Here is an 18,166-nt window from a genome sequence, read left to right on the forward strand (position 1 = left end):
ATGGTCTCAGACCCCCCGGCCGAGGACTGCCGGACCAGGACCTCCGCCCGGTGCACGGGCGCCGGCCCCGCCCGTCAGCCGCGGCGCACCGTGATCGTCGTCCACGCCCCCACATGGACCCGGTCCCCGTCGTGCAGCGGCACCGGGACGAACGGCTGGATGGGCTCCTCGGAACCGTTGATCGTGGTGCCGTTGGTGGAGTCCCGGTCGACGACCGCCCAGGTGCCGTCCGGCTGCTGGACGAGCATGGCGTGCTGGTGCGAGACGCCCGGGTCCTCCGGGGGCCGCGCCAGGTCGATGTCGGGGGACTCGCCCGTGCTGTGCCGTCGCCGCCCGATGGTCACCTGGTGCCCGGCCAGCGGGAACTGCAGCTCGGGGGTGTAGGTGGGCAGGTTCAGCCCGGCGGCCTCGGGGCCGCTGCGGTTCATCATCGAGACGAAGTACTCGCGGTCGGGCGCGACGACCGCCACCCAGCCGACGCCGACGGCCGGGCCGGGCGTCTGCGGCGGTACGGCCTGGGGGCCGCTCTCCGCCGGGTGCGGACCGGGCTCGTACGGGTAGGGCGTCGCGGCCTGGGCGGAGCCCGGCGGGGTCAGCACCCAGTCCTCCTCCCCGAAGGTGTGCGCCGGCCCCTGCGGGACGAGCTGCTCGGCGGGGCGGTTGATCTGCGACGGCCGGGAGCCGTGGTACTCGAAGCCCGGCGGGTGCTGGGTGTGCTGCGAAGACGGCGGCGGCGCGGACTCGAAGCCGTGCGACTGCGGCGGGGTGTACGAGGTCGGCGAGTGGGTGAGGAAGTTGTAGCGGCACTCCTCGCAGAAGGGCGCCGACGCCTCGCGGGGCGTACGGCACTCCGGGCACAGCTCCGCCTGCATGGTGGGGTCACCTGCGGCGGGATAGCCGTAGCCGCCGGTGCCCGGCGGGGCGGGCGGTACGGGCGGCGGGGGCGCGGCCCCCATGGGCGTGGCCGCCACCGACATCCGGTGGCCGCACACCTCGCACCAGTCTTCGGCACCCGACTGGTGGCCGTTCGGGCAGGTCGGCATGACGGTCGATTCCCCCTCTGGCGTTACTTCTTGACGCGGACGGTCTTGGTGGAGCGCGTCTCCAGCGTCATCTCCGCCTCTTCCGTGACCTTTGACTTCAGGCGCACAGTACCGTTCGCCGCATCGACGACATCCACGACCTTGGCCAGCAGCTTCGCGGTGTCCTCGTGCCCTGAGCGGTTGGCCAGCTGCACGGCCCGGCCCAGCTTCGCGGTGGCCCCGTCGACGTCCCCCGACTTGCGCAAGTCCAGGCCCTGTTGGATGGCCTGGGCCAGCTCGGCCTGGCCGGTGTAGTGCGCGACCTGCGGATTGATGGCCGTCGACGCTTCGAGGTCGTCCGTCCACACCGCCCGGATCAGCCCCTGCGCCAGCACGTGCGGTGACGAGCCGTCGGGAGTGGGCAGCACGAGCGAGGCGCGGGCGGCGAGCATCTCCTGGCCCACGTGGGCGTAGGGCACGCGTACGCACACGTGGTAGTCGCGGGACTCGTCGCCCCATGCGCCGGTGGGGTAGTCGCCCGCGCGCGGCCCGGACTCGCGGCGGCGGTCGGTCAGCTCCTCCACCGTGGGGGCGACCTGCTTGACGAAGAGCACCTCGGCCCCCTGCGGGGTCCACAGCCGCAGCGCGACGTCCGCGACCTCCTTGCCCATCACGGCTTCCATCATCCGCGTGAAGTCCGCGGCGAGCCCGGCCGGATCGGCGACGATGTCGGCGCTGCCCAGTAGCGCCGAGGCTATGCCCGTGACCTCCTTGACCTCCCAGTCGGTGCCCACCCCCCGCGCGTCACAGGTGAACCGGCCGGCGCACGCGTCCAGCGAGGCGCGCAGCGCGTCCGGCTCCTCGTGTTCGTTGCGGCCGTCGGTGAGCAGGATGCCGTGGCGTATCGCCGCGTCGGAGGAGGACAGCAGCCGGTCGGCCAGGCGGAGCCAGGTGCCGATGGCGGTGCCGCCGCCCGCGCTGAGCTTGCGCAGCGCCTCCTTGGCCTGGGCGCGGGTCGTGGCATCGGCTATCGCGAGCCGCCCGCCGCCGGGGTAGGCCTCGCGTGCCTGGTGGGTGCCGGCGACGACGGCGAAGGCGACGCCGTCGCGCAGGGCGTCGACGGCGGCGGCCGTGGCGTCGCGGGCGTTGCGCATCTTGGCGGGCGGGTAGTCCATGGAGCCCGAGCAGTCGACCATGATGACGACGGCGGCGTCCGGGTCGTAACCCGGGAGGGGGACGGACCCGGGCGAGAGCGAGGGCAGTGGCGTCTCCCCGGTGGTGCCCCCGCCGGTGGAGGTGACCGTGACGATCGCGTTGACCTCCCGGCCCCCCTCGGGGAGGTTGACATTCTGATACACCTCCACCGCGAACCGGGGCACCATCGGTTTGGAGAAGTTGGCCATCTGATCCGCTCCTTCGTACACCTCGTGGTCATACGGGCGAGCAGCGGGCGGACGGCCATGCGGTGCCGTTCGCGACACCGCATGTGGATCCCCCCGTGGACGCTCGGGCCGTCAGGCCGATACTGCCCCTTCGGGCCGGACCGGGAACGGCAGTACTGCCACTGTTACGTTGTCGTGGCCCCCTCCGTCCAGAGCGTGGTTCACCAAGCGGCGGGCGCAGTGCAGTGGCCGGGTGCGGGCGTCGGGCGGTACGACGGCGGCCATCTGCTCGGCGGATTCGGCGTAGTTCCACAGCCCGTCGGTGCAGACGATCACCACGCCCGGCCGGTCGGGGTGGTAGGACGCGGTGTGCGGCACGACCTCGTAGGCGTCGGCGCCGAGCCAGCCGGTGATGGCGTGGGCGCGCTCGTCCGCGTAGGCCTCGGCCTCCGACATCAGGCCGGCCGCCACCATCTGGGCGGCCCACGAGTCGTCCTCGGTGAGCCGGGCGGGCTGGGTGGTGCGGTCGTCGGGCACCCAGTAGGCGCGGCTGTCGCCGACCCAGCCGACGGTCAGCAGGTCGCCGGTGACGACCGCGCTGACGATGGTGCAGGCGGGGGCGTTCTCCTGGCGCGGCCGGTCGTGCTCGCGCGGCTCGTGGCCGGGGGTGGCCAGGTCGGCGACGGCCTCGGCGGCCCGCAGGACGGCCTGGTGGGTGGCCTCGCGCGGGGCCGTGCCCTGGGCCAGGGCGCCGGCCAGCAGCTCGTGCGCGGCGGCCACGGCGGCGGCCGATGCCTCGTCGGGGCGGGCCGCGGAGGACACGCCGTCGCTGACGACCGCGACGACGGTCGAGCCGCCGTCCGCGGCCTCGATGGTGGACGCGGCGAACGCGTCCTCGTTGCGGTGGTGGCGCAGGCCGCGGTCGCTGACCGCGGCGACGCCTGCCGACTCGTGCTCCATGTGATCCCGTTCGCGCGGCTGTGCATGCCCGCAGTGTTCGCAGTACCCGTCTTTGTCGATCATGCCCGACCGGCAGGCCCGGCAGCCTCTGCCGGGCCACGCGCCGGGGGCCTGCTGTGCGGGCACCCCGGCGGCGGGGGCGGTGCGATGCGCCCCGTCCTCCCCCCGCTCCGGCTGCCGCCACGCCCCGGCCGGGCCCGCTTCACCGGGTGCGAGCGGTACGGCGGACAGGTCCGCCCCGCAGCCGCCGCAGAAGTTGTCGGCGGGCTCCAGGGGCTCGTGGCAGGCGGGACACGCCGTCGGTTGCGGGGGCAGTTGCGACATCGATCACACCCATGTCCTGGGGCGGTAACGGTTGGCCCGCTCCACCAGTTCGATCCGTTCCTCACCGCGCTGGGCGAGGCGCGCGAGCACCCGGTACGAGCGCTCCAGCCCGAACCGCAGGCCCCGCTCGTCCAGCCCGCTGCCCAGCAGCGGCGCCGGGCCGCCGGACGCGCCGGGCGGCGCGCCCTTGCTGCCGGAGAGCACCCAGTCCAGCGCGGTGCCCAGCACTTCGGCCGACAGCTGTTCGCGCCGCACCGCATCCAGCCCGAAGTCCGCGAGCCGCTCGATCTGCCGGGCCGCGGCCTGGAGGTCCGTCAGCAACGCCTCCTGCGGTGAGCGCTGCCGCAGCCGGGCCCGGACCGCCGCGACGCGTGCCGCCGTGTAGTGAATGGATGCCTCCGGTACGGATTCCAGCGCTTGGACCGCGCCCGGCCGGTCCCCCGCGGCCAGCCGCACCCGGGCCAGCCCGAACGCGGCGCCGACGAAGCTCGGGTCGGTCGTCCACACCAGACGGTAGTACTCCGCGGCGTTGTCGAGCTGCCCCAGCACCTCGGCGCACACGCCGAGCGCCAGCTTCGGGGCGGGCTCGCCGGGGAAGGCGTCGTAGACGGCGTCGAAGGAGAGCGCCGCCGTCTCGTTGTCGCCGACGGCCAGCCCGTGCACGCCGCGGTACCAGACGGTGCGCCAGTCGTCGGGCCGGGTGGCCTCCAGCCCGGCGATCACCTGGGCCGCCGGACCGTCCTCGCCGAGCTCCAGCTGGGCGCGCAGCCGGTGCAGCCGCAGCTCCGGCGAGTCGGTTGGCGCCGCCTGCAGCGCGGTGTAGAGCTCGGCCGGCTGGGAGGCGAGCAGGCCGGCGAGGAAGCCTGCGTTGGGGTCGGCCGGGTCGGGCAGCGGCAGCGGCAGGGCCAGGGCGGTGGCACGGGCGTCCAGCGGCCGGACGACGGCCGCGGCGGCCTGCGCAGGGCCCGTGGCGGCCGCCGTCGGCTGCGCGGGGACGAGCCCCTTGCGGCCGCCCGCCGGCCGGACGCCCAACGCCGAGACGTCGTCCGTCACCGCGTCGAACAGGGCCGTGTCGACCACCCGGAGCTCGGGCCCGAAGAGGGTGGACAGCGCGGGCCGCGGCTTGCCCGTCTGCAGCGCCATGACCTCGCGCAGCACGCCCGTCAGCTGGTCCGCCATCTCCTCGGCGGACGCGAACCGCCGCCCGGGGTCGGGGTCGGTGGCCCGTACCAGCAGCCGGTAGAAGGACTCGTAGCGGGAGAACACCTCGATGTTCTCGGGGTCGGGCAGGCTGTCCGCGAAGACGGTGGTGTAGCCCTGGAAGTCGAAGGCGAGCACGGCGAGGGTGCGGGCCACCGTGTACAGGTCGGAGGCGATCGACGCGCCCACGTCGGCGCATTCGGGGGCCTGGTAGCCCACGGTGCCGTAGAGCGCGCTCTTCTTGTCCTCCATCCGCCGGACCGCGCCCATGTCGATCAGCTTGAGCTGGTCCTGCTGCTGGATGACGTTGTCGATCTTGAAGTCGCAGTAGAGCAGGCCGCGGCTGTGCAGATGGCCGAGCGCCTCCAACGCCTCGATGCCGTACGCGCACGCCTGCTCGACCGGCACCGGATCGCGCCGCCCGTCCGGCAGCCGGCGCTCGTTGGCGATCTCCTTGAGCGACTTGCCGCCGACGTACTCCATGACGATGTAGCCGTCGAGGCTGCCCGTGCGCTGGTCGAGGTGCTGGACGAAGTTGTAGATGCGGACGATGTTGGAGTGCTCGATCTCGGCGAGGAAGCCCCGCTCGGCGATCGCGGCCTTCGTGGCGTCCTCGTCGCCCGTGTCGAGCAGGCCCTTGAGGACCACCCAGCGGTCGTCCACCGCCCGGTCCTTGGCCAGGTAGATCCAGCCGAGACCGCCGTGCGCCAGACAGCCGGCCACCTCGTACTGGCCGTGCACCAGGTCTCCCGGGTGCAGCTTCGGCACGAAGGAGTAGGGGTGGCCGCAGTTGGTGCAGAAGCCCTCCGTGCGCCCGAGCCGGTCGGCGCGGGAACGCCCCACCGGCGCTCCGCAGTCGGACTTGCTGCAGAACCGCTTGCGCTCGGGCACCTCCGGGTCGGCGAGCACCGCGGCACTCGGGTCGGGCCGGGGCACGCCCGGCATGGTGACCAGGCCGGCGCCGAGCTTGCTGCGGCCGGCTCCCGAGGAGGCGGAGTGCCGGCTGCGCACCGACACCGAACGGGCCGCGGTGGCCTCGGAGCCCTTGGACAGCGATCTCGACAGCCGCCCCGAGACGGACCGCCGGGAGGAGGCCGAGCGCGAGGACGACGACCGGGACGAGGAGCCGCTTCCCCGGCCGCCCTGCGAGCCGCCGCCCGAAGAGCCCCCGGAGGAACTGCCGCCACCCGCACGGGTGACGCCCGTGGGGGGCGAGGACAGCACCCCGCCCGGCGTGACGACCGGGGCGAGCCCACAGGTGTCGCAGTACAGCTCACCGCCGCCGACGTCCTCGTACGAACCGTCGCAGCCCGGCCGCTGGCAGGTGCCGCCCGTCATGATTCCCCCCTACGATCGCCGATCCCCCGGGCCGCGGATTCTGCGGGCGGGGCAAGCGCCTGTGCCACCGCCTGCTGATAGCGCAGCACGGCCGAATCCGCGGCCACCAGATCGCACGGCGCACTCCACAGCATGCGCCGCGCCACGTCGTAGCGCTCGATGAGAAGAGTGTCCTCCGCCAGCCCCAGCCGGGACGCCTTCGCCTTGTACGCGTCCAGCCGGCCGCGCAGCTCGGCCCGTACGGCCAGCGGAGCCGTCACCGCCGTCAGCGACTCGCGGGCGCGCAGCAACTCCTCCTCGGCGCGCTGCTCCAGGCCCTCCAGCAGCGGCGAGAGCCTGTGCCACCGGGCGTGTCTGCGGTGCTCGGCCGCCGCGTCCAGCTGCTCGTACAGCACGGTGGGCGGACCCGAGACCGCGGGCACCTCGGACGCCGCGATCTTCGAGAGCACCTCGGCGCGGGCCTGCCGGGCCTCGCCCAGTGTGAGGTCCGCGCGCGAGAGCACGTCACGCACCTGCAGCAGCCGCTGCTCCGCGTCCTGGCGGACGTCCAGGACGGCCTCGACCTCGCGGCGCACGTCGTCCAGGGCGCGGGCGGCGCGGTCGTAGCGACTGGTGTCCGGGCGGCCGCCGCCGTGCCCGGAGCCGGGCGGCGCGCCCGTCCAGAAGGCGAGCGGATCCGATATCACCTCGGACCGCAGCGCGCCGAGCTCCTGGGTGATCTGCTCCAGGTCGTCGCCGGAAGGGTGCTCGCCGGGGCGGACGCCCACCGAGTGGGCCAGCTGCCGGGTGCGCCCAAGCTCGGCTGCGAGCAGGTCGATCCGGGCGGGCAGCGCCGACCAGACGGCGTCGGCGGCGACGACGACATCCAGCGCCTGGGCGTACCAGGCGTTCATCCGGTCGACGAGCTCGTGCAGGCTCAGCCGCTCGCTGAGCTTGGCGGAGGCGCCGAGCACGAGCGCGGTGGCCCCCGGTGCCCCGGAGGGCAGGATCAGGGAGCTGCCGCACAGCCTGTCCGTGAGCTCGGCCAGCTCGCTCTGGGTGGGCCAGCGGTGGCGTCCGCGGAGCTCGCGCGCCGCCTCCAGTGCGTCGGTGTAGGCGTCGAAGCACACCCACAGCTGTGTGATCAGCTGCTCGGTGGCCGCCCATCGGTTCTTCGTGCCGCCGGCGAGCTCAGCGCCCTCCAGCAGGCGGCGCCCGGCATGGTCCTGGAGGGCGAGCAGCGAGGACTCCACGGCCTCGTGCTCCGCGCCGAGTCTCGTCAGCACACGGTCCACCTCCTCGCGGCTCAAGGCCGGCCCGGTGGGCCCCGCGACCGCCATCTATCCCCTCTCCTGCTGCTGTCCGGTGCGTCCTCGGTCTGCTTCGGCCCGTCAGTCCCGGTACTTCGGTTCCGGCGGGGCGGTGATGCCCTTGAGGTCGGCCGCCAGCCACTTGCGGTAGGCGGTCATCCAGGGGCTGCCGTCGCCGCCGCGGCGGTAGTCCTCCAGTACTGCGTTGACCCGGCGTACCAGGTCTTCGTCCTTGAGGTTCATCGCCACGCCGTACGACTCGGTGGTGAACGGTTTGCCGACCAGTCGCACGGACGGGTCCTGGGCCGCCTGCCCGGCGGCCAGGGCGCTGTCCGTGAGCACGGCATCCACCTGCCCCAGCTGGAGCCGCACCAGGCAGTCCAGCTGGTTGGGCACCGTCAGCACGGACGCCCCGTGGGAGTCCTTCTTGAGCTGGCCCTCGGCCGTGGACCCCTTGGCCGCACACACCGCCTTGCCGCGCAGCGAGTCGTCATACGCCGTGATGGGTGACCCCTTCGGAGCGAGGAGCTGCTGCCCGGTCTCGAAGTAGGCCGTGGAGAACGCCACTTGCTTGATCCGGTCGCAACTGATGGTCATGGTACGCACGATGATGTCCACCTTGCCCTTTTGCACGGCGGGTATGCGCTGGTTGGTGGGGATCGCGAGAAAGGAGACCTTGTCCGGGTCGCCGAGCAGGGCCTTGGCGATGGCGTGCACCAGGTCGATGTCGAAGCCGTTCAGCTCCCGGCTGGCCGGGTCGCGGTACCCCCAGCGGTAGCTGTTCTGGTCGACGCCCGCGATCAGGCGCCCCCGGTCCTTGATGCGCTGCACAGCGGGTCCGTCCACGGTCTGCGGCCGCAGACCGGCCTCCGGGTCGGTGCAGTCCGCGGCCACCGCGTCCGCCCGCGCCGCGGGCCGGACCGCCGGGTGCCCCGTGGTGCCGCCGGCCGGGGGCACCGCCACCGCGACCGCCACCGTCAACGCGCACACGGCCGCCGCCGCGGCGCCCGCCACTGCGGACCCCCGCATCCGCCTTCGCATCCCCCGCACCCCCTGCCTCCCGCCGCTCACCGGTACTCCGACAGCCTGCGCCCGATGCCGAGCACCGCGCCCGCCGCCCCCAGCACGGCCAGCACGGCGGCCCCGGCCGCGAGCCCCGTCAGCGCCCCGCGACCGTCGTCCGCGGAGTGCCGGAAGTCGTCCTGCTCGTGCGCCAGCGCCCGGCGCAGCTCGGTGTCCACCCGGTCGAAGTACTCGCCCGTGCTGTCCTTCTCGCCGATCACCTTCGGCAGCGCCTGGTCGTAGTACCCGCTGTCGTCGGCGGCGCGGGCCTCGGCGTGCCGCTGCTGCCACTCGTGCACGGCTTCGATCGCCTTGGCCACCGGCTCCCGCCCGCCGCTGCCGTCCGCCAGCGACCGCGCCCGGTCCAGCAGCGTCCCCTTGGCCGGGTCGGCCGTCTCGCTGCCGACGAGCTCCTTCATGCCCTTGCGGTAGCTCGTCTCGTACGCGTCCTCGCCGGCCGCGGTGAGCACGGCGCCGCGCGCCACCAGGGTGAGGTTCTCGTCGCCGCGGGCCTGCAGGGAGGTGATGCGGGCCTCGTTGAGCACCTGGAGCGGCTTGGCCCCGTGCTCGAAGGAGTCCGTGAGGTCCGCCCGCGACCAGGCGTGCGCCGCCACCAGCCACAGCAGCACCACCGTGGCGCCGGCCGTCGCGGTCAGCAGGCCGTGGTTGAAGACGCGGTTGGTCCGCAGGTAGTTGCGGCGCTGCGCCCAGCCGAGGGCGCCGAGGGCCACGACGCCGGTGGCGAGCGCCGCCCAGGGCCAGGACTCGGCGTCGTCGTAGTCGTGGCCCAGACGGCCCGTCTCGGTCTCGTAGAGGGCCCGGGCGGCGGGCAGCAGCTCCTCGCGCATCCGGTCGCTGGCGTAGCGCAGATAGGCGCCGCCCAGCGGGAGGCCCTGCCGGTTGTTGGCGCGGGCGGTCTCCACCAGGCCGGTGTATACGGGCAGTTGTTCGTTGAGCTTGGCGACCTCGCGGCCCGCCGGGTCCGTGTCGTCGGTGTCGGCGGCGGCCTTCGTCAGCAGCTCGGAGGCGAGGGTGATGTCCTTCTCGTACCGCTGCCGGACCGCGCGCGGCTCCTGGCCGCCCGCGAGGAAGCCCCCGGCGGCTGTGGTGTCGGCGTCGGCGAGCGAGCGGTAGATGTCCGCGGCGTCGGCGCTCAGCGGCTGGCTGCGCCGGACGACGGCGTCCGCCGCCGCGGCCCGGTCGGCGACCTGCCAGGCCGTGACCGCGCCGAAGCCCACCAGCAGGGCGGCGAGCGCCGCGCCGATGATGCGGAGTCTGCCCGGTTCGGTGGTGGCCCCCGCCTTGAGCCGGTCGAGCCCCTCGCGCCACGCGGTGCGCCGTCCCCCCGGATCCGGCGGGCCTGCCGACTGTGGCTGTGACACGTGACCTCCCCCTTGGTCGCCGGCGGCGCCCGTCGCCCCGAGCGGCGGGGGAACAGGTGCCCGGCCAGCAGTATGGCCGCAGGGACTGACAAACACACTGGTCTTGCATCGATCTTGTTCGGATCGGGATCTTCCGCTGGAGTCCGGACTGCCTTCTGCTGCTGTTCACGCGTGGGGCGGTTGTCCGGTTCCCGAGTACGAGGGCCGAACGGAAAGGCGACGGGCCCTTCCGCTCGGCGGTTTCGACAAGCGGGTCAGCGGTCGTAGGTGTAGTGCGCGGTGTGGTCGAGCATGTCGGCCGGAGTCACGTTGTTCCAGGGCCGCATGGTGTCCTTGAGGTCCACGACGTCGGCGGTGTTGCCGCCCGGCAGGTAGGGCGAGGTGGGGTGCATCCGCTGCCAGTCGGCCCACAGCTTGTCGATGAAACAGTGGTGCAGCCAGAACACCGGGTCGTTGGGGGAGACGCCGGTGGCCATCTGGCCGCCTATCCACACGTGGACGCGGTTGTGGAGGTTGACCCCGCGCCAGCCCTCCAGGTTGTTGCGGAAGCCGTCGGAGGCGCTGTTCCAGGGGGCCATGTCGTAGGTCGTCATGGCCAGCACGGAGTCCACCTCGGCCCGGGTGGGCAGCTGGCGGACGGCGGAGCCCAGTTCGCGCTGGAGGTAAGGGCGGCTGTCGACGGAGACGTTGATGTTCCACTTGCCGGTGGCGTATGCGAACGGGCCGGTCGTCACCTGTGAGTCGCGGCTGCGGCCGGTGCCGCCGAGGAAGTCGGGTCCCCATATGGAGGCGGTGGTCGTGCGGTCGGCGGTCCAGTCCCAGTAGGGGAGCGCCACCGAAGAATCGACTCTCTGGAGCTCCTGCTCGAACTGGATGAGGAAGCGGCGGTGCCAGGGGAGGAAGGACGGCGAGCGGTGGCCGACGCGATCCCCGGTGTCCGAGTCGCTCATGATGAACTCGTTGTGGGTGCGCACGAATTCGTCGTACCGCCCGCTCTTCTTGAGTTCGAGCAGCGCGCTGACGAAGTTGCGCTTCTCGGTGGCCGTCAGGGTCGCCTGGTTCTTGCGTACTGCCATGGTCCGTTTCCTCTGGTCTCGGTGTCGGTTCGCGGGGTGGCGGCGGGCCGGTCAGGCGGTGGCGATCGGGACGAGCGCGGCGCCCCGGAGCTTGTCGACGGCGGCGCGGGTGAGCGCCAGCGGGTCGGCGAAGGTCTGGTAGTGGTTGACGACGCTGATCCAGGTGCCGTCGGCGTTCTGCATCACGTGCAGCTCTTTGCCGTCGATCGTGACGGCGAAGCCGCCGTGGTGGGCCATGTGGCCGCCCATGGCGGGCTGCCCCACGATGTGCCGGCCCTGGTAGGTCTCGTCGAAGGGCTGCGGGCCGTGCCCGGAGTGGCCGTCGTGACCCTCATGGCCCTCGTGACCGGAGTGGTCCATGGCCGGGGCCGCGGAGTTGGCGACGGCTGCGGCGGCCGGGACGGCCAGCGCCGCGCCGGCGACGGCGACCGCGGTTCCCCTGAGTACGGAGCGGCGGGTGAGGTTGCTGGACATGCAGGTATCCCCCCTCGGGATCAGTGATGTCGGAGGCGCGGATCGTCACGTGCGCTCCCCGGCATCCCTTTGGGGCGGAGTGCGGCGGTTGTCTGTCGTATTTCGTGATCAATCCGTGCGCCCGGATGCTGGCACGGGCGGGGAGGACGGGAGAAATGGTTGGCCCGTATACGGACATTCGGTGTATGAAAGGTCAACCAGTGCGATGACAGGAGTTTCTCACCGATCCTGCTGTTGACATTGGTGTCAGGAAATCTGACGCCTCAACGGCCGTGCGGCCGGAGGATTTTCGGTGTAGGGCACCGATCGGTGACGGCTCTCACGATGTGAACATGACGTGAAGAGAATGTGACAGTGCCCGCGGCAGGGCCCGGGCCGTCAGCCGCCGGACGGCTCGAACGCGGCCCGCACGCGCGCGTAGGCGCTGCTGTGCACCCCCGCCTGGTCCAGGGCCAGCAGGGCCGCCCCCAGCACCGGCGGAGCCGTGAGGACCAGCGGTACGGCCCGCGGGGCCCGCTCGGCCAGCAGCGCGACGATCCGGCCGTGCAGCAGCGGATGACGGGCCGCCAGGACGCCGCCGCCCAGGATCACCGGCACCCGGGAGCCGAGCAGGCCCAGCCGGGCCAGCGCGGTCGCCGCCATGGTGACGACCTCCTCCGCCTGCCGGGTCACGATCGCGCGGGCGACCGCGTCGCCGGAGGCGGCCACCGCGAAGAGCACGGGCGCCAGTTCGTGCCGCCGTGCCGCCGCGATCAGGCCCCGGTGCAGGGCCTCGATCAGCTCGGCCATGGTGGCCAGGCCGAAGTGCGCGGGCAGCGCGTCCGCGAGCGCGGTGGCCCCGCCCCGGCCGTCCTCCGCCCGCGCCGCCCACCACAGTGCCTCCTCGGCCAGGAAGGCGCCGCCTCCCCAGTCGCCGGAGATCCGGCCGATGGCGGCGAAGCGCGCCGTACGGCCCCCCGGCGCCAGCCCCGAGCAGTTGATGCCCGCACCGCACACCACCGCGACGCCGGCCGGCTCCCCGGCATCGGACAGGCCCGCCCGCAACAGCGCGAAGGTGTCGTTGACGACGGTGACGCCCGCGGCCCCGGGCGCCCACTCGTACGCGGCGATCTCCGCGGCCAGTTGCTCCTCCTCGGCGGGCAGGTCCGCATTGGCCAGACAAGCCTGCACATGCGCCAGGCGGAGCGGCGCGGCCAGACCCGCCGCCCCGGCCGCCTCCGCCACGAGCGCCGCGAGCCCCGCCACCGCCCGCCCCGCGCCCGTGCCTTGCGGCCTGAAGCCCGCACCGCGCGCCGAGCCGAGGACGGTGCCGCGGACATCGAGCAGCGCCACGTCGGTCTTGCTGTTGCCCCCGTCGATGGCGAGCAGAATGCCGTCGCTCAGGCCCACGGGAGGTACTCCCGGTTGTGGGCGAGGAGATCGTCGGTGAGCTTGTCCGCGTAGGCGGTCTGACCGATCAGCGGGTGCGCCAGCAGCGCCTCGAACACCCGGTTGCGGCCGCCTTTCAGCGCGGCCTCCAGCGCCAAACGCTCGTAGGCCGTGACATGGGCGACCAGCCCGGCGTACAGCGGCTCCAGCGGGCGTACGGGCAGGGGGTGCGCGCCCTTGGCGTCGACGACCGCCGGGACCTCGACGACCGCGTCGTCGGGGAGGAACGGCAGGGTGCCGTTGTTGAAGGTGTTCACCACCTGCACCCCGCCGCCCGCGTCGGCGACGCGGTCGTCGAGGTCCCGGCCGTGCGTGCGCAGCAGGGCGGAGGTGAGCGCGACGGCCGCCTCCGAGTAGAAGGCGCCGCCCCGCTTGGCCAGCAGCTCCGGCTTCTCGTCCAGCGTCGGATCCCCGTACATCGCGAGCAGCTTGCGCTCCATCGCGGCCACCTCGGCGGCGCGCGACGGTTTGGTGCGCAACTCCTCCACCACCTCGTCGTGTCCGTAGAAGTAGCGCAGGTAGTACGAGGGCACCACGCCCAGCCGGTCCAGCAGCGCGCGCGGCATGCGCAGGTCCGCCGCGATCGCCTCGCCGTGTTCCGCCAGTAGGCCGGGTAGCACGTCCCGGCCGCCGACGCGCACCGCGCGCTCCCACGTGAGGTGGTTCAGGCCCACGTGCTCCAGCTCCACCTCGTCCGGCCGGACGCCCAGCAGCCGGGCGAACCTGCGCTGGAAGCCGATGGCGACGTTGCACAGCCCGACCGCGCGGTGCCCGGCCGTCAGCAGGGCCCGGGTGACGATCCCGACCGGGTTGGTGAAGTCCACCAGCCATGCGCCGGGGTTGCGGCGCCGGACGCGCTCGGCGATGTCCAGCGCGACCGGCACCGTGCGCAGCGCCTTGGCCAGCCCGCCTGCGCCCGTCGTCTCCTGCCCGACGCAGCCGCACTCCAGCGGCCAGGTCTCGTCCTGCTGCCGGGCCGCCTGTCCGCCCACGCGCAGCTGGAGCAGCACGGCGTCCGCGCCGTCCGCGCCCGCGTCGAGGTCGTCGGTCCAGGAGATCCGGCCGGGGTGCCCCTGGCGGGCGAGGATCCGCCGGGCGAGCCCGCCGACGAGCTCCAGCCGCTCGGGGTCCGGGTCGACGAGCACCAGCTCCTCGACCGGCAGGGCGGTGCGCAGCCGGGCGATGCCGTCGACGAGTTCGGGGGTGTAGGTCGAGCCGCCGCCGACCACGGTGAGCTTGCGGGCGGACGGGGGGCGTCCCCCGGGGGAGTTCGGCACGGAATCACCCTTTCGCTGGTTCGTGGTGGCGTCGGTGTGTTCGCGGTGCTTTTCACCCTGATGTGGGTGTGCGGTGGCCGGGGTCGGGCGGTCGGGGCCGGCGTCAGGTCGTGTCGAAGACCGTGTCGCGGGCGGCGGTGAGCGCGGTGTGCAGCGCGCCGGTGAGGACGGGGGAGCCGGTGACGGTGCCGAGCCGCAGCTCGGGCCGGGGCAGGGCGAGCCCGCCCAGCTCCGCTTCGACCAGCTCGCGCAGCCGTTCGCCGCCCGCCCGGCACACCTCGCCGCCCAGCACCACCAGTTCGGGGTCGACGACGGCGACGACGGAGGCCAGGCCGGTCGCGATGCGCTCCGCCAGCTCGCCGAGGACCGCATCGCCCGGGCCCGGGGCGGCCGCGGCCCGCGTCAGCGCCTCGGCCGCGGTACGGGCGGCGATGCCGTGCGCACGGGCAAGGCGGACCACGGCGGATGCGCCCGCCAGCATCTGGAAGCCGCCTCCGCCGTCCGGCCCGGTCGTGGCGCCCGGCCCGCCGCGGGCCAAGGGGGCGCCGGGCAGCGGCATGTAGCCGATCTCGCCCGCGCCGCCGGTCGCGCCGCGCAGCAGCCGCCCGCCGAGCACCAGGGCGGCGCCCACGCCCTCGTCGGCCCAGAAGAGCACGAAGTCGTCGATGCCGCGGGCGGCGCCGCCGTGGTGCTCGGCCACGGCCGCGAGGTTGACGTCGTTCTCGATGACGACGGGCGTGCCCACGGCCTCGGCCAGCTCGGCGCGCAGCGCGGGCGAGTGCCAGCCGGGCAGGTGCGGGGCGTAGCGCAGCACTCCGGTGCGCGGGTCGAGGGCGCCGGGGGTGCCGACGACCGTGCGGTGCAGCGCGTCCCGGCCGAGCCCGGCCGCGCCGAGCGCCCCGGCCACGGCTTCGGCGACCAGTTCGGCGGTGCGGTGGCGCACGGACTCGTCGGTGGCGTCGGCGTCGACGCGGTGGCGCCCGGCGACCGCGCCGGTGATGTCGGCGACGGTGGCGGTGATGCCGGTCCTGTCGGCCGCGAGCGCGGCGACGTGGGCGATGCCCGGATCGACCTCGTAGAGCAGGGCGCTGGGCCCGGGACGTCCGGTCTCGCTCCCGGTGGTGCGGACGAGCCCGGCGGCCGCCAGGCGGGCCAGCAGCTGGGAGGCGGTGGGCTTGGAGAGGCCGGTGAGCCTGCCGAGGCGGGTGCGGGTGAGCGGCCCGTGGGCGAGCAGGAGGTCGAGCGCGGCGCGGTCGTTCATGGCCCGCAGCACGCGCGGTGTTCCCGGGGTCCCCGCCATGGTCCGTGCACCGCCCTTGCCCGCCGATTCGACGGCTGTAAGGAAAGCCGTAAGGGAAGTTGTAAGGAAAGTTTCCTACCAGTCGGTGCACAGGACGGTAGGTGCGTGCCGGAGCGGTGGTCAAGAGGGTCGGACCGGGAGGGGAAAATCCCGCGACGCCCGATGCCTCCCGGTGTTAGCTTCACGCCCCATGGAACCACTCGGCGAAAACGACATACGCGCCTCCTTCGTCAACTGCTCGAAGGGCGAGGCCCGCAGGATCAGCCTGCCGCGGGGACTGGCCGAACTCCCCTGGGCCGATCTGGACTTCCTGGGCTGGCGCGACCCCGGGGCCCCCGACCGCGGTTACCTCGTCACCGAACGGGCCGGCGAGCTCGTGGGCATCACCCTGCGCGTGCCGCAGGGCGGCCCCAGGAGCATGGCCAAGACCACGTTGTGCGCCCTCTGCCTGACCGGGCACGTCGGCTCGGGCGTCTCGCTGCTGGCCGCCCGCAGGGTCGGCGCCGCCGGCCGCGAGGGCAACACGGTCGGCGCGTACATGTGCACGGACCTGGCCTGCCCGCTGTACGTGCGCGGCAAGAAGGTGCCCGCGCTCGCGCCCCGGTACAAGGAGTCGCTCTCGGTCGAGGAGCGGCTGGAGCGGATGCGCACGAACCTCGGCCTCTTCCTGGACAAGGTCTTCCAGGAGCGCCCCGTCACGGCGTGACGGCGAACGGCATGAAGGCCAACGGCCCCCTCGCCGAAGGGCGAGAGGGCCGTCCACAGGTCACTTGCCGAGGGTTGCGCCCGGCGGTATCGGGACCGTGGCCTGGGACTGCGGCGAGGTGGGGTTGTTCAGGGCCGAGGGTGCCGCCACGGCCGCCATGGGGTCGGGCGCCGGGGTCTCCTGGCCGAGGGCGGTCGGCGGGGCGCCCATCCGGATGCCCGCCGAGTCCAGCGCCTGCTTGATCCGCCAGCGCAGCTCGCGCGCCACGCCCGCCGACTGGCCGGGCGCGGTCTGGGCCTGGACCCGTACGACCACGGAGTCCAGCGTGAAGGAGTCCAGCCCCATCACCTGGACCGGCTCGCGCAGCTTCTCGTCCCAGGGCGCAGTCTTGGCCATCTCCTCGCCCGCCTCGGCCATGACGGTGCGGGCCCGCTCCAGGTCCTCGTCGTAGCGCAGGGTGACGTCGACCTCGGCCGTGGCCCAGCCCTGGCTGAGGTTGCCGATCCGCTTGACCTCGCCGTTGCGCACGTACCAGATGGCGCCGTTCGCCCCGCGCAGCTTGGTGACGCGCAGCCCGACCTCGATGACCGTGCCGGTGGCCACGCCCGCGTCGACCTCGTCGCCGACGCCGTACTGGTCCTCCAGGATCATGAAGACGCCGGAGAGGAAGTCGGTGACGAGATTCCGTGCGCCGAAACCGATGGCGACACCCGCCACACCGGCGCTGGCCAGCAGCGGAGCAAGGTTGATCTTGAGGACGGACAGGACGGTCAGCGCCGCCGTGCCCATGATCAGGAACGAGGCGACGCTGCGCAGCACCGAGCCGATGGCCTCCGAGCGCTGACGGCGCCGCTCGGCGTTGACGAGCAGGCTGCCCAGCGCCGTGCCGTCGACCGCCTGGGCGGTGCGGTTCATCCGCGCTATCAGCCTGGTGATGCCGCGGCGGACCAGGGAGCGCATCGCGATGGCGATCACGAGGATCAAGATGATGCGCAGGCTGTTGCTGAGCCAGATGGACCAGTTCTCTTCGACCCAGCCCGCGGCGTCGCCCGCCGTCCGTTGCGCCTCGTCCAGGGACGAGGGGCGGGGCGTCGTCGTGTCTGCGGCCAGGGCAGCGGACCAGAACACTGCAGGAACCCTCCGGTGTGGGACAGACCCGCGGCGAGGAGCGGCGCGGGGCAGACCCACCACACTAACGGGGCAGGGCGGCCGCTCCGGTGTTGTGTTCGAGATGGGACAGGTCTTGCGCGTGGAACGCCCGGGTGTGCTCCAAAACACCTGTGACCCGTTACCCGGTGATGGTGGCGCCGGTGGCGGGGGCCAGGGGACACTTGCATGAGATCGTCCCGGCGCGAGCCACGCGCCGCCGGCGTACAAGGAGGCACCCGTGCCGCATGTCCTGGTCCTCAACGCGTCGTACGAGCCGCTCGGCGTCGTACCGCTCCGCCGCGCGCTCATACTCGTCCTCAATGAGAAGGCCATCAGCCTCGAGGACTCCGGCGCCTATCTGCACAGCGCGTCCTGCACCGTCCCCGCACCCAGCGTCGTCCGGCTGAAGCGCTTCGTGCGGGTGCCCTTTCGTGGCCCCGTCCCGCTCACCCGCCGAGCGCTCTTCGCCCGTGACGGCGGGCGCTGCGCGTACTGCGGTGGCGTCGCAACCAGCGTCGATCACGTCGTTCCGCGCAGTCGCGGCGGCCAGCACGCCTGGGAAAACGTGGTGGCGGCCTGCCGCCGCTGCAATCACGTCAAGGCCGACCGGCACGTCTCCGAGCTGGGCTGGAGGCTGCGTCACCAGCCCGCACCGCCGTCCGGGCTGGCGTGGCGCATCATCGGCACGGGCCATAGGGACCCGCGCTGGCTGCCTTACCTGGAGGCATACGGCGCGGAAGACGCGATGGCCCGGATCGACGGCATTTCCGCCTGAGACGACCGGGCCATCGTCGTAT

Annotated in this window: 15 protein-coding genes; 2 read left to right on the forward strand and 13 right to left on the reverse strand. The window is 73.4% G+C overall.

Features of this window, described 5'->3' with window-relative positions; all coding sequences use genetic code 11:
- Positions 1 to 74 precede the first annotated feature (74 nt).
- From FHS39_RS07050 to FHS39_RS07105, 12 genes are all read right to left on the reverse strand, one after another.
- Positions 75 to 1,043 (reverse strand): FHA domain-containing protein, encoded by a 969-nt coding sequence (locus FHS39_RS07050; protein WP_184347368.1) that lies wholly within the window; start codon positions 1,041 to 1,043, stop codon positions 75 to 77.
- A gap of 23 nt (positions 1,044 to 1,066) precedes the next feature.
- On the reverse strand, positions 1,067 to 2,425 hold the full coding sequence (locus FHS39_RS07055; protein WP_184347370.1) for a vWA domain-containing protein: 1,359 nt from the start codon (positions 2,423 to 2,425) through the stop codon (positions 1,067 to 1,069).
- 111 nt (positions 2,426 to 2,536) lie between these two features.
- Positions 2,537 to 3,688 carry a protein phosphatase 2C domain-containing protein gene (locus FHS39_RS07060; RefSeq protein ID WP_184347373.1) on the reverse strand — a complete coding sequence of 384 codons (1,152 nt, stop codon included), beginning with the start codon at positions 3,686 to 3,688 and terminating at the stop codon, positions 2,537 to 2,539.
- A 3-nt stretch (positions 3,689 to 3,691) separates the two neighbouring features.
- Positions 3,692 to 6,226: a serine/threonine-protein kinase gene (locus FHS39_RS07065; protein ID WP_184347375.1), complete on the reverse strand. Its 2,535-nt coding sequence runs from the start codon at positions 6,224 to 6,226 to the stop codon at positions 3,692 to 3,694.
- Entirely contained in the window at positions 6,223 to 7,545 is a 1,323-nt protein-coding gene (locus FHS39_RS07070) for a coiled-coil domain-containing protein (RefSeq protein ID WP_184347377.1), read from the reverse strand. Before FHS39_RS07070 ends, FHS39_RS07065 begins: the two co-directional genes overlap by 4 nt.
- 51 nt (positions 7,546 to 7,596) lie before the next feature.
- Positions 7,597 to 8,544, reverse strand: a complete 948-nt coding sequence (locus tag FHS39_RS07075) for a glutamate ABC transporter substrate-binding protein (RefSeq protein WP_425507745.1) — start codon at positions 8,542 to 8,544, stop codon at positions 7,597 to 7,599.
- Between the two features lie 38 nt (positions 8,545 to 8,582).
- Entirely contained in the window at positions 8,583 to 9,959 is a 1,377-nt protein-coding gene (locus FHS39_RS07080) for a hypothetical protein (RefSeq protein WP_184347381.1), read from the reverse strand.
- Positions 9,960 to 10,213: 254 nt separating this feature from the next.
- Positions 10,214 to 11,035 (reverse strand): tyrosinase MelC2, encoded by an 822-nt coding sequence (melC2, locus tag FHS39_RS07085; RefSeq protein ID WP_184347383.1) that lies wholly within the window; start codon positions 11,033 to 11,035, stop codon positions 10,214 to 10,216.
- 51 nt (positions 11,036 to 11,086) lie between these two features.
- Positions 11,087 to 11,509, reverse strand: a complete 423-nt coding sequence (gene melC1 / locus FHS39_RS07090; protein ID WP_045933526.1) for an apotyrosinase chaperone MelC1 — start codon at positions 11,507 to 11,509, stop codon at positions 11,087 to 11,089.
- Between the two features lie 378 nt (positions 11,510 to 11,887).
- Complete coding sequence (locus FHS39_RS07095) at positions 11,888 to 12,898, reverse strand: BadF/BadG/BcrA/BcrD ATPase family protein (RefSeq protein WP_184347385.1); 1,011 nt, start codon at positions 12,896 to 12,898, stop codon at positions 11,888 to 11,890.
- Positions 12,889 to 14,214, reverse strand: coding sequence for a family 4 glycosyl hydrolase (locus FHS39_RS07100; RefSeq protein WP_184347387.1), 1,326 nt, complete (start codon positions 14,212 to 14,214; stop codon positions 12,889 to 12,891). Before FHS39_RS07100 ends, FHS39_RS07095 begins: the two co-directional genes overlap by 10 nt.
- Positions 14,215 to 14,317: 103 nt before the next feature.
- The gene (locus FHS39_RS07105; RefSeq protein ID WP_246469980.1) at positions 14,318 to 15,514 is read right to left on the reverse strand and encodes an ROK family protein; all 1,197 of its coding nucleotides are present in this window, start codon (positions 15,512 to 15,514) and stop codon (positions 14,318 to 14,320) included.
- A gap of 190 nt (positions 15,515 to 15,704) precedes the next feature.
- Between FHS39_RS07105 and FHS39_RS07110 the strand changes: the two genes are divergently transcribed.
- Positions 15,705 to 16,220, forward strand: coding sequence for an FBP domain-containing protein (locus tag FHS39_RS07110; RefSeq protein WP_184347389.1), 516 nt, complete (start codon positions 15,705 to 15,707; stop codon positions 16,218 to 16,220).
- A gap of 60 nt (positions 16,221 to 16,280) precedes the next feature.
- On the opposite strand, the gene FHS39_RS07115 is transcribed toward FHS39_RS07110, so the two are convergent.
- The gene (locus FHS39_RS07115) at positions 16,281 to 17,348 is read right to left on the reverse strand and encodes a mechanosensitive ion channel domain-containing protein (RefSeq protein ID WP_184347391.1); all 1,068 of its coding nucleotides are present in this window, start codon (positions 17,346 to 17,348) and stop codon (positions 16,281 to 16,283) included.
- Positions 17,349 to 17,607: 259 nt separating this feature from the next.
- On the opposite strand from FHS39_RS07115, the gene FHS39_RS07120 reads away from it, so the two are divergent.
- Positions 17,608 to 18,144 (forward strand): HNH endonuclease, encoded by a 537-nt coding sequence (locus FHS39_RS07120; RefSeq protein ID WP_045933532.1) that lies wholly within the window; start codon positions 17,608 to 17,610, stop codon positions 18,142 to 18,144.
- Positions 18,145 to 18,166 lie beyond the last annotated feature (22 nt).

Source organism: Streptomyces olivoverticillatus (assembly GCF_014203555.1).
Classification (GTDB): Bacteria; Actinomycetota; Actinomycetes; order Streptomycetales; family Streptomycetaceae; genus Streptomyces; species Streptomyces olivoverticillatus.

What these genes read in the sequence shown, in the direction of transcription:
- FHS39_RS07060 (WP_184347373.1), bottom strand. Translation starts at nt 3,688, where the DNA reads ATGTCGCAACTGCCCCCGCAACCGACGGCGTGTCCCGCCTGCCACGAG.
- FHS39_RS07050 (WP_184347368.1), bottom strand. Translation starts at nt 1,043, where the DNA reads ATGCCGACCTGCCCGAACGGCCACCAGTCGGGTGCCGAAGACTGGTGC.
- FHS39_RS07055 (WP_184347370.1), bottom strand. Translation starts at nt 2,425, where the DNA reads ATGGCCAACTTCTCCAAACCGATGGTGCCCCGGTTCGCGGTGGAGGTG.
- melC1 (WP_045933526.1), bottom strand. Translation starts at nt 11,509, where the DNA reads ATGTCCAGCAACCTCACCCGCCGCTCCGTACTCAGGGGAACCGCGGTC.
- FHS39_RS07110 (WP_184347389.1), top strand. Translation starts at nt 15,705, where the DNA reads ATGGAACCACTCGGCGAAAACGACATACGCGCCTCCTTCGTCAACTGC.
- FHS39_RS07075 (WP_425507745.1), bottom strand. Translation starts at nt 8,544, where the DNA reads ATGCGGGGGTCCGCAGTGGCGGGCGCCGCGGCGGCGGCCGTGTGCGCG.
- FHS39_RS07065 (WP_184347375.1), bottom strand. Translation starts at nt 6,226, where the DNA reads ATGACGGGCGGCACCTGCCAGCGGCCGGGCTGCGACGGTTCGTACGAG.
- melC2 (WP_184347383.1), bottom strand. Translation starts at nt 11,035, where the DNA reads ATGGCAGTACGCAAGAACCAGGCGACCCTGACGGCCACCGAGAAGCGC.
- FHS39_RS07070 (WP_184347377.1), bottom strand. Translation starts at nt 7,545, where the DNA reads ATGGCGGTCGCGGGGCCCACCGGGCCGGCCTTGAGCCGCGAGGAGGTG.
- FHS39_RS07105 (WP_246469980.1), bottom strand. Translation starts at nt 15,514, where the DNA reads ATGGCGGGGACCCCGGGAACACCGCGCGTGCTGCGGGCCATGAACGAC.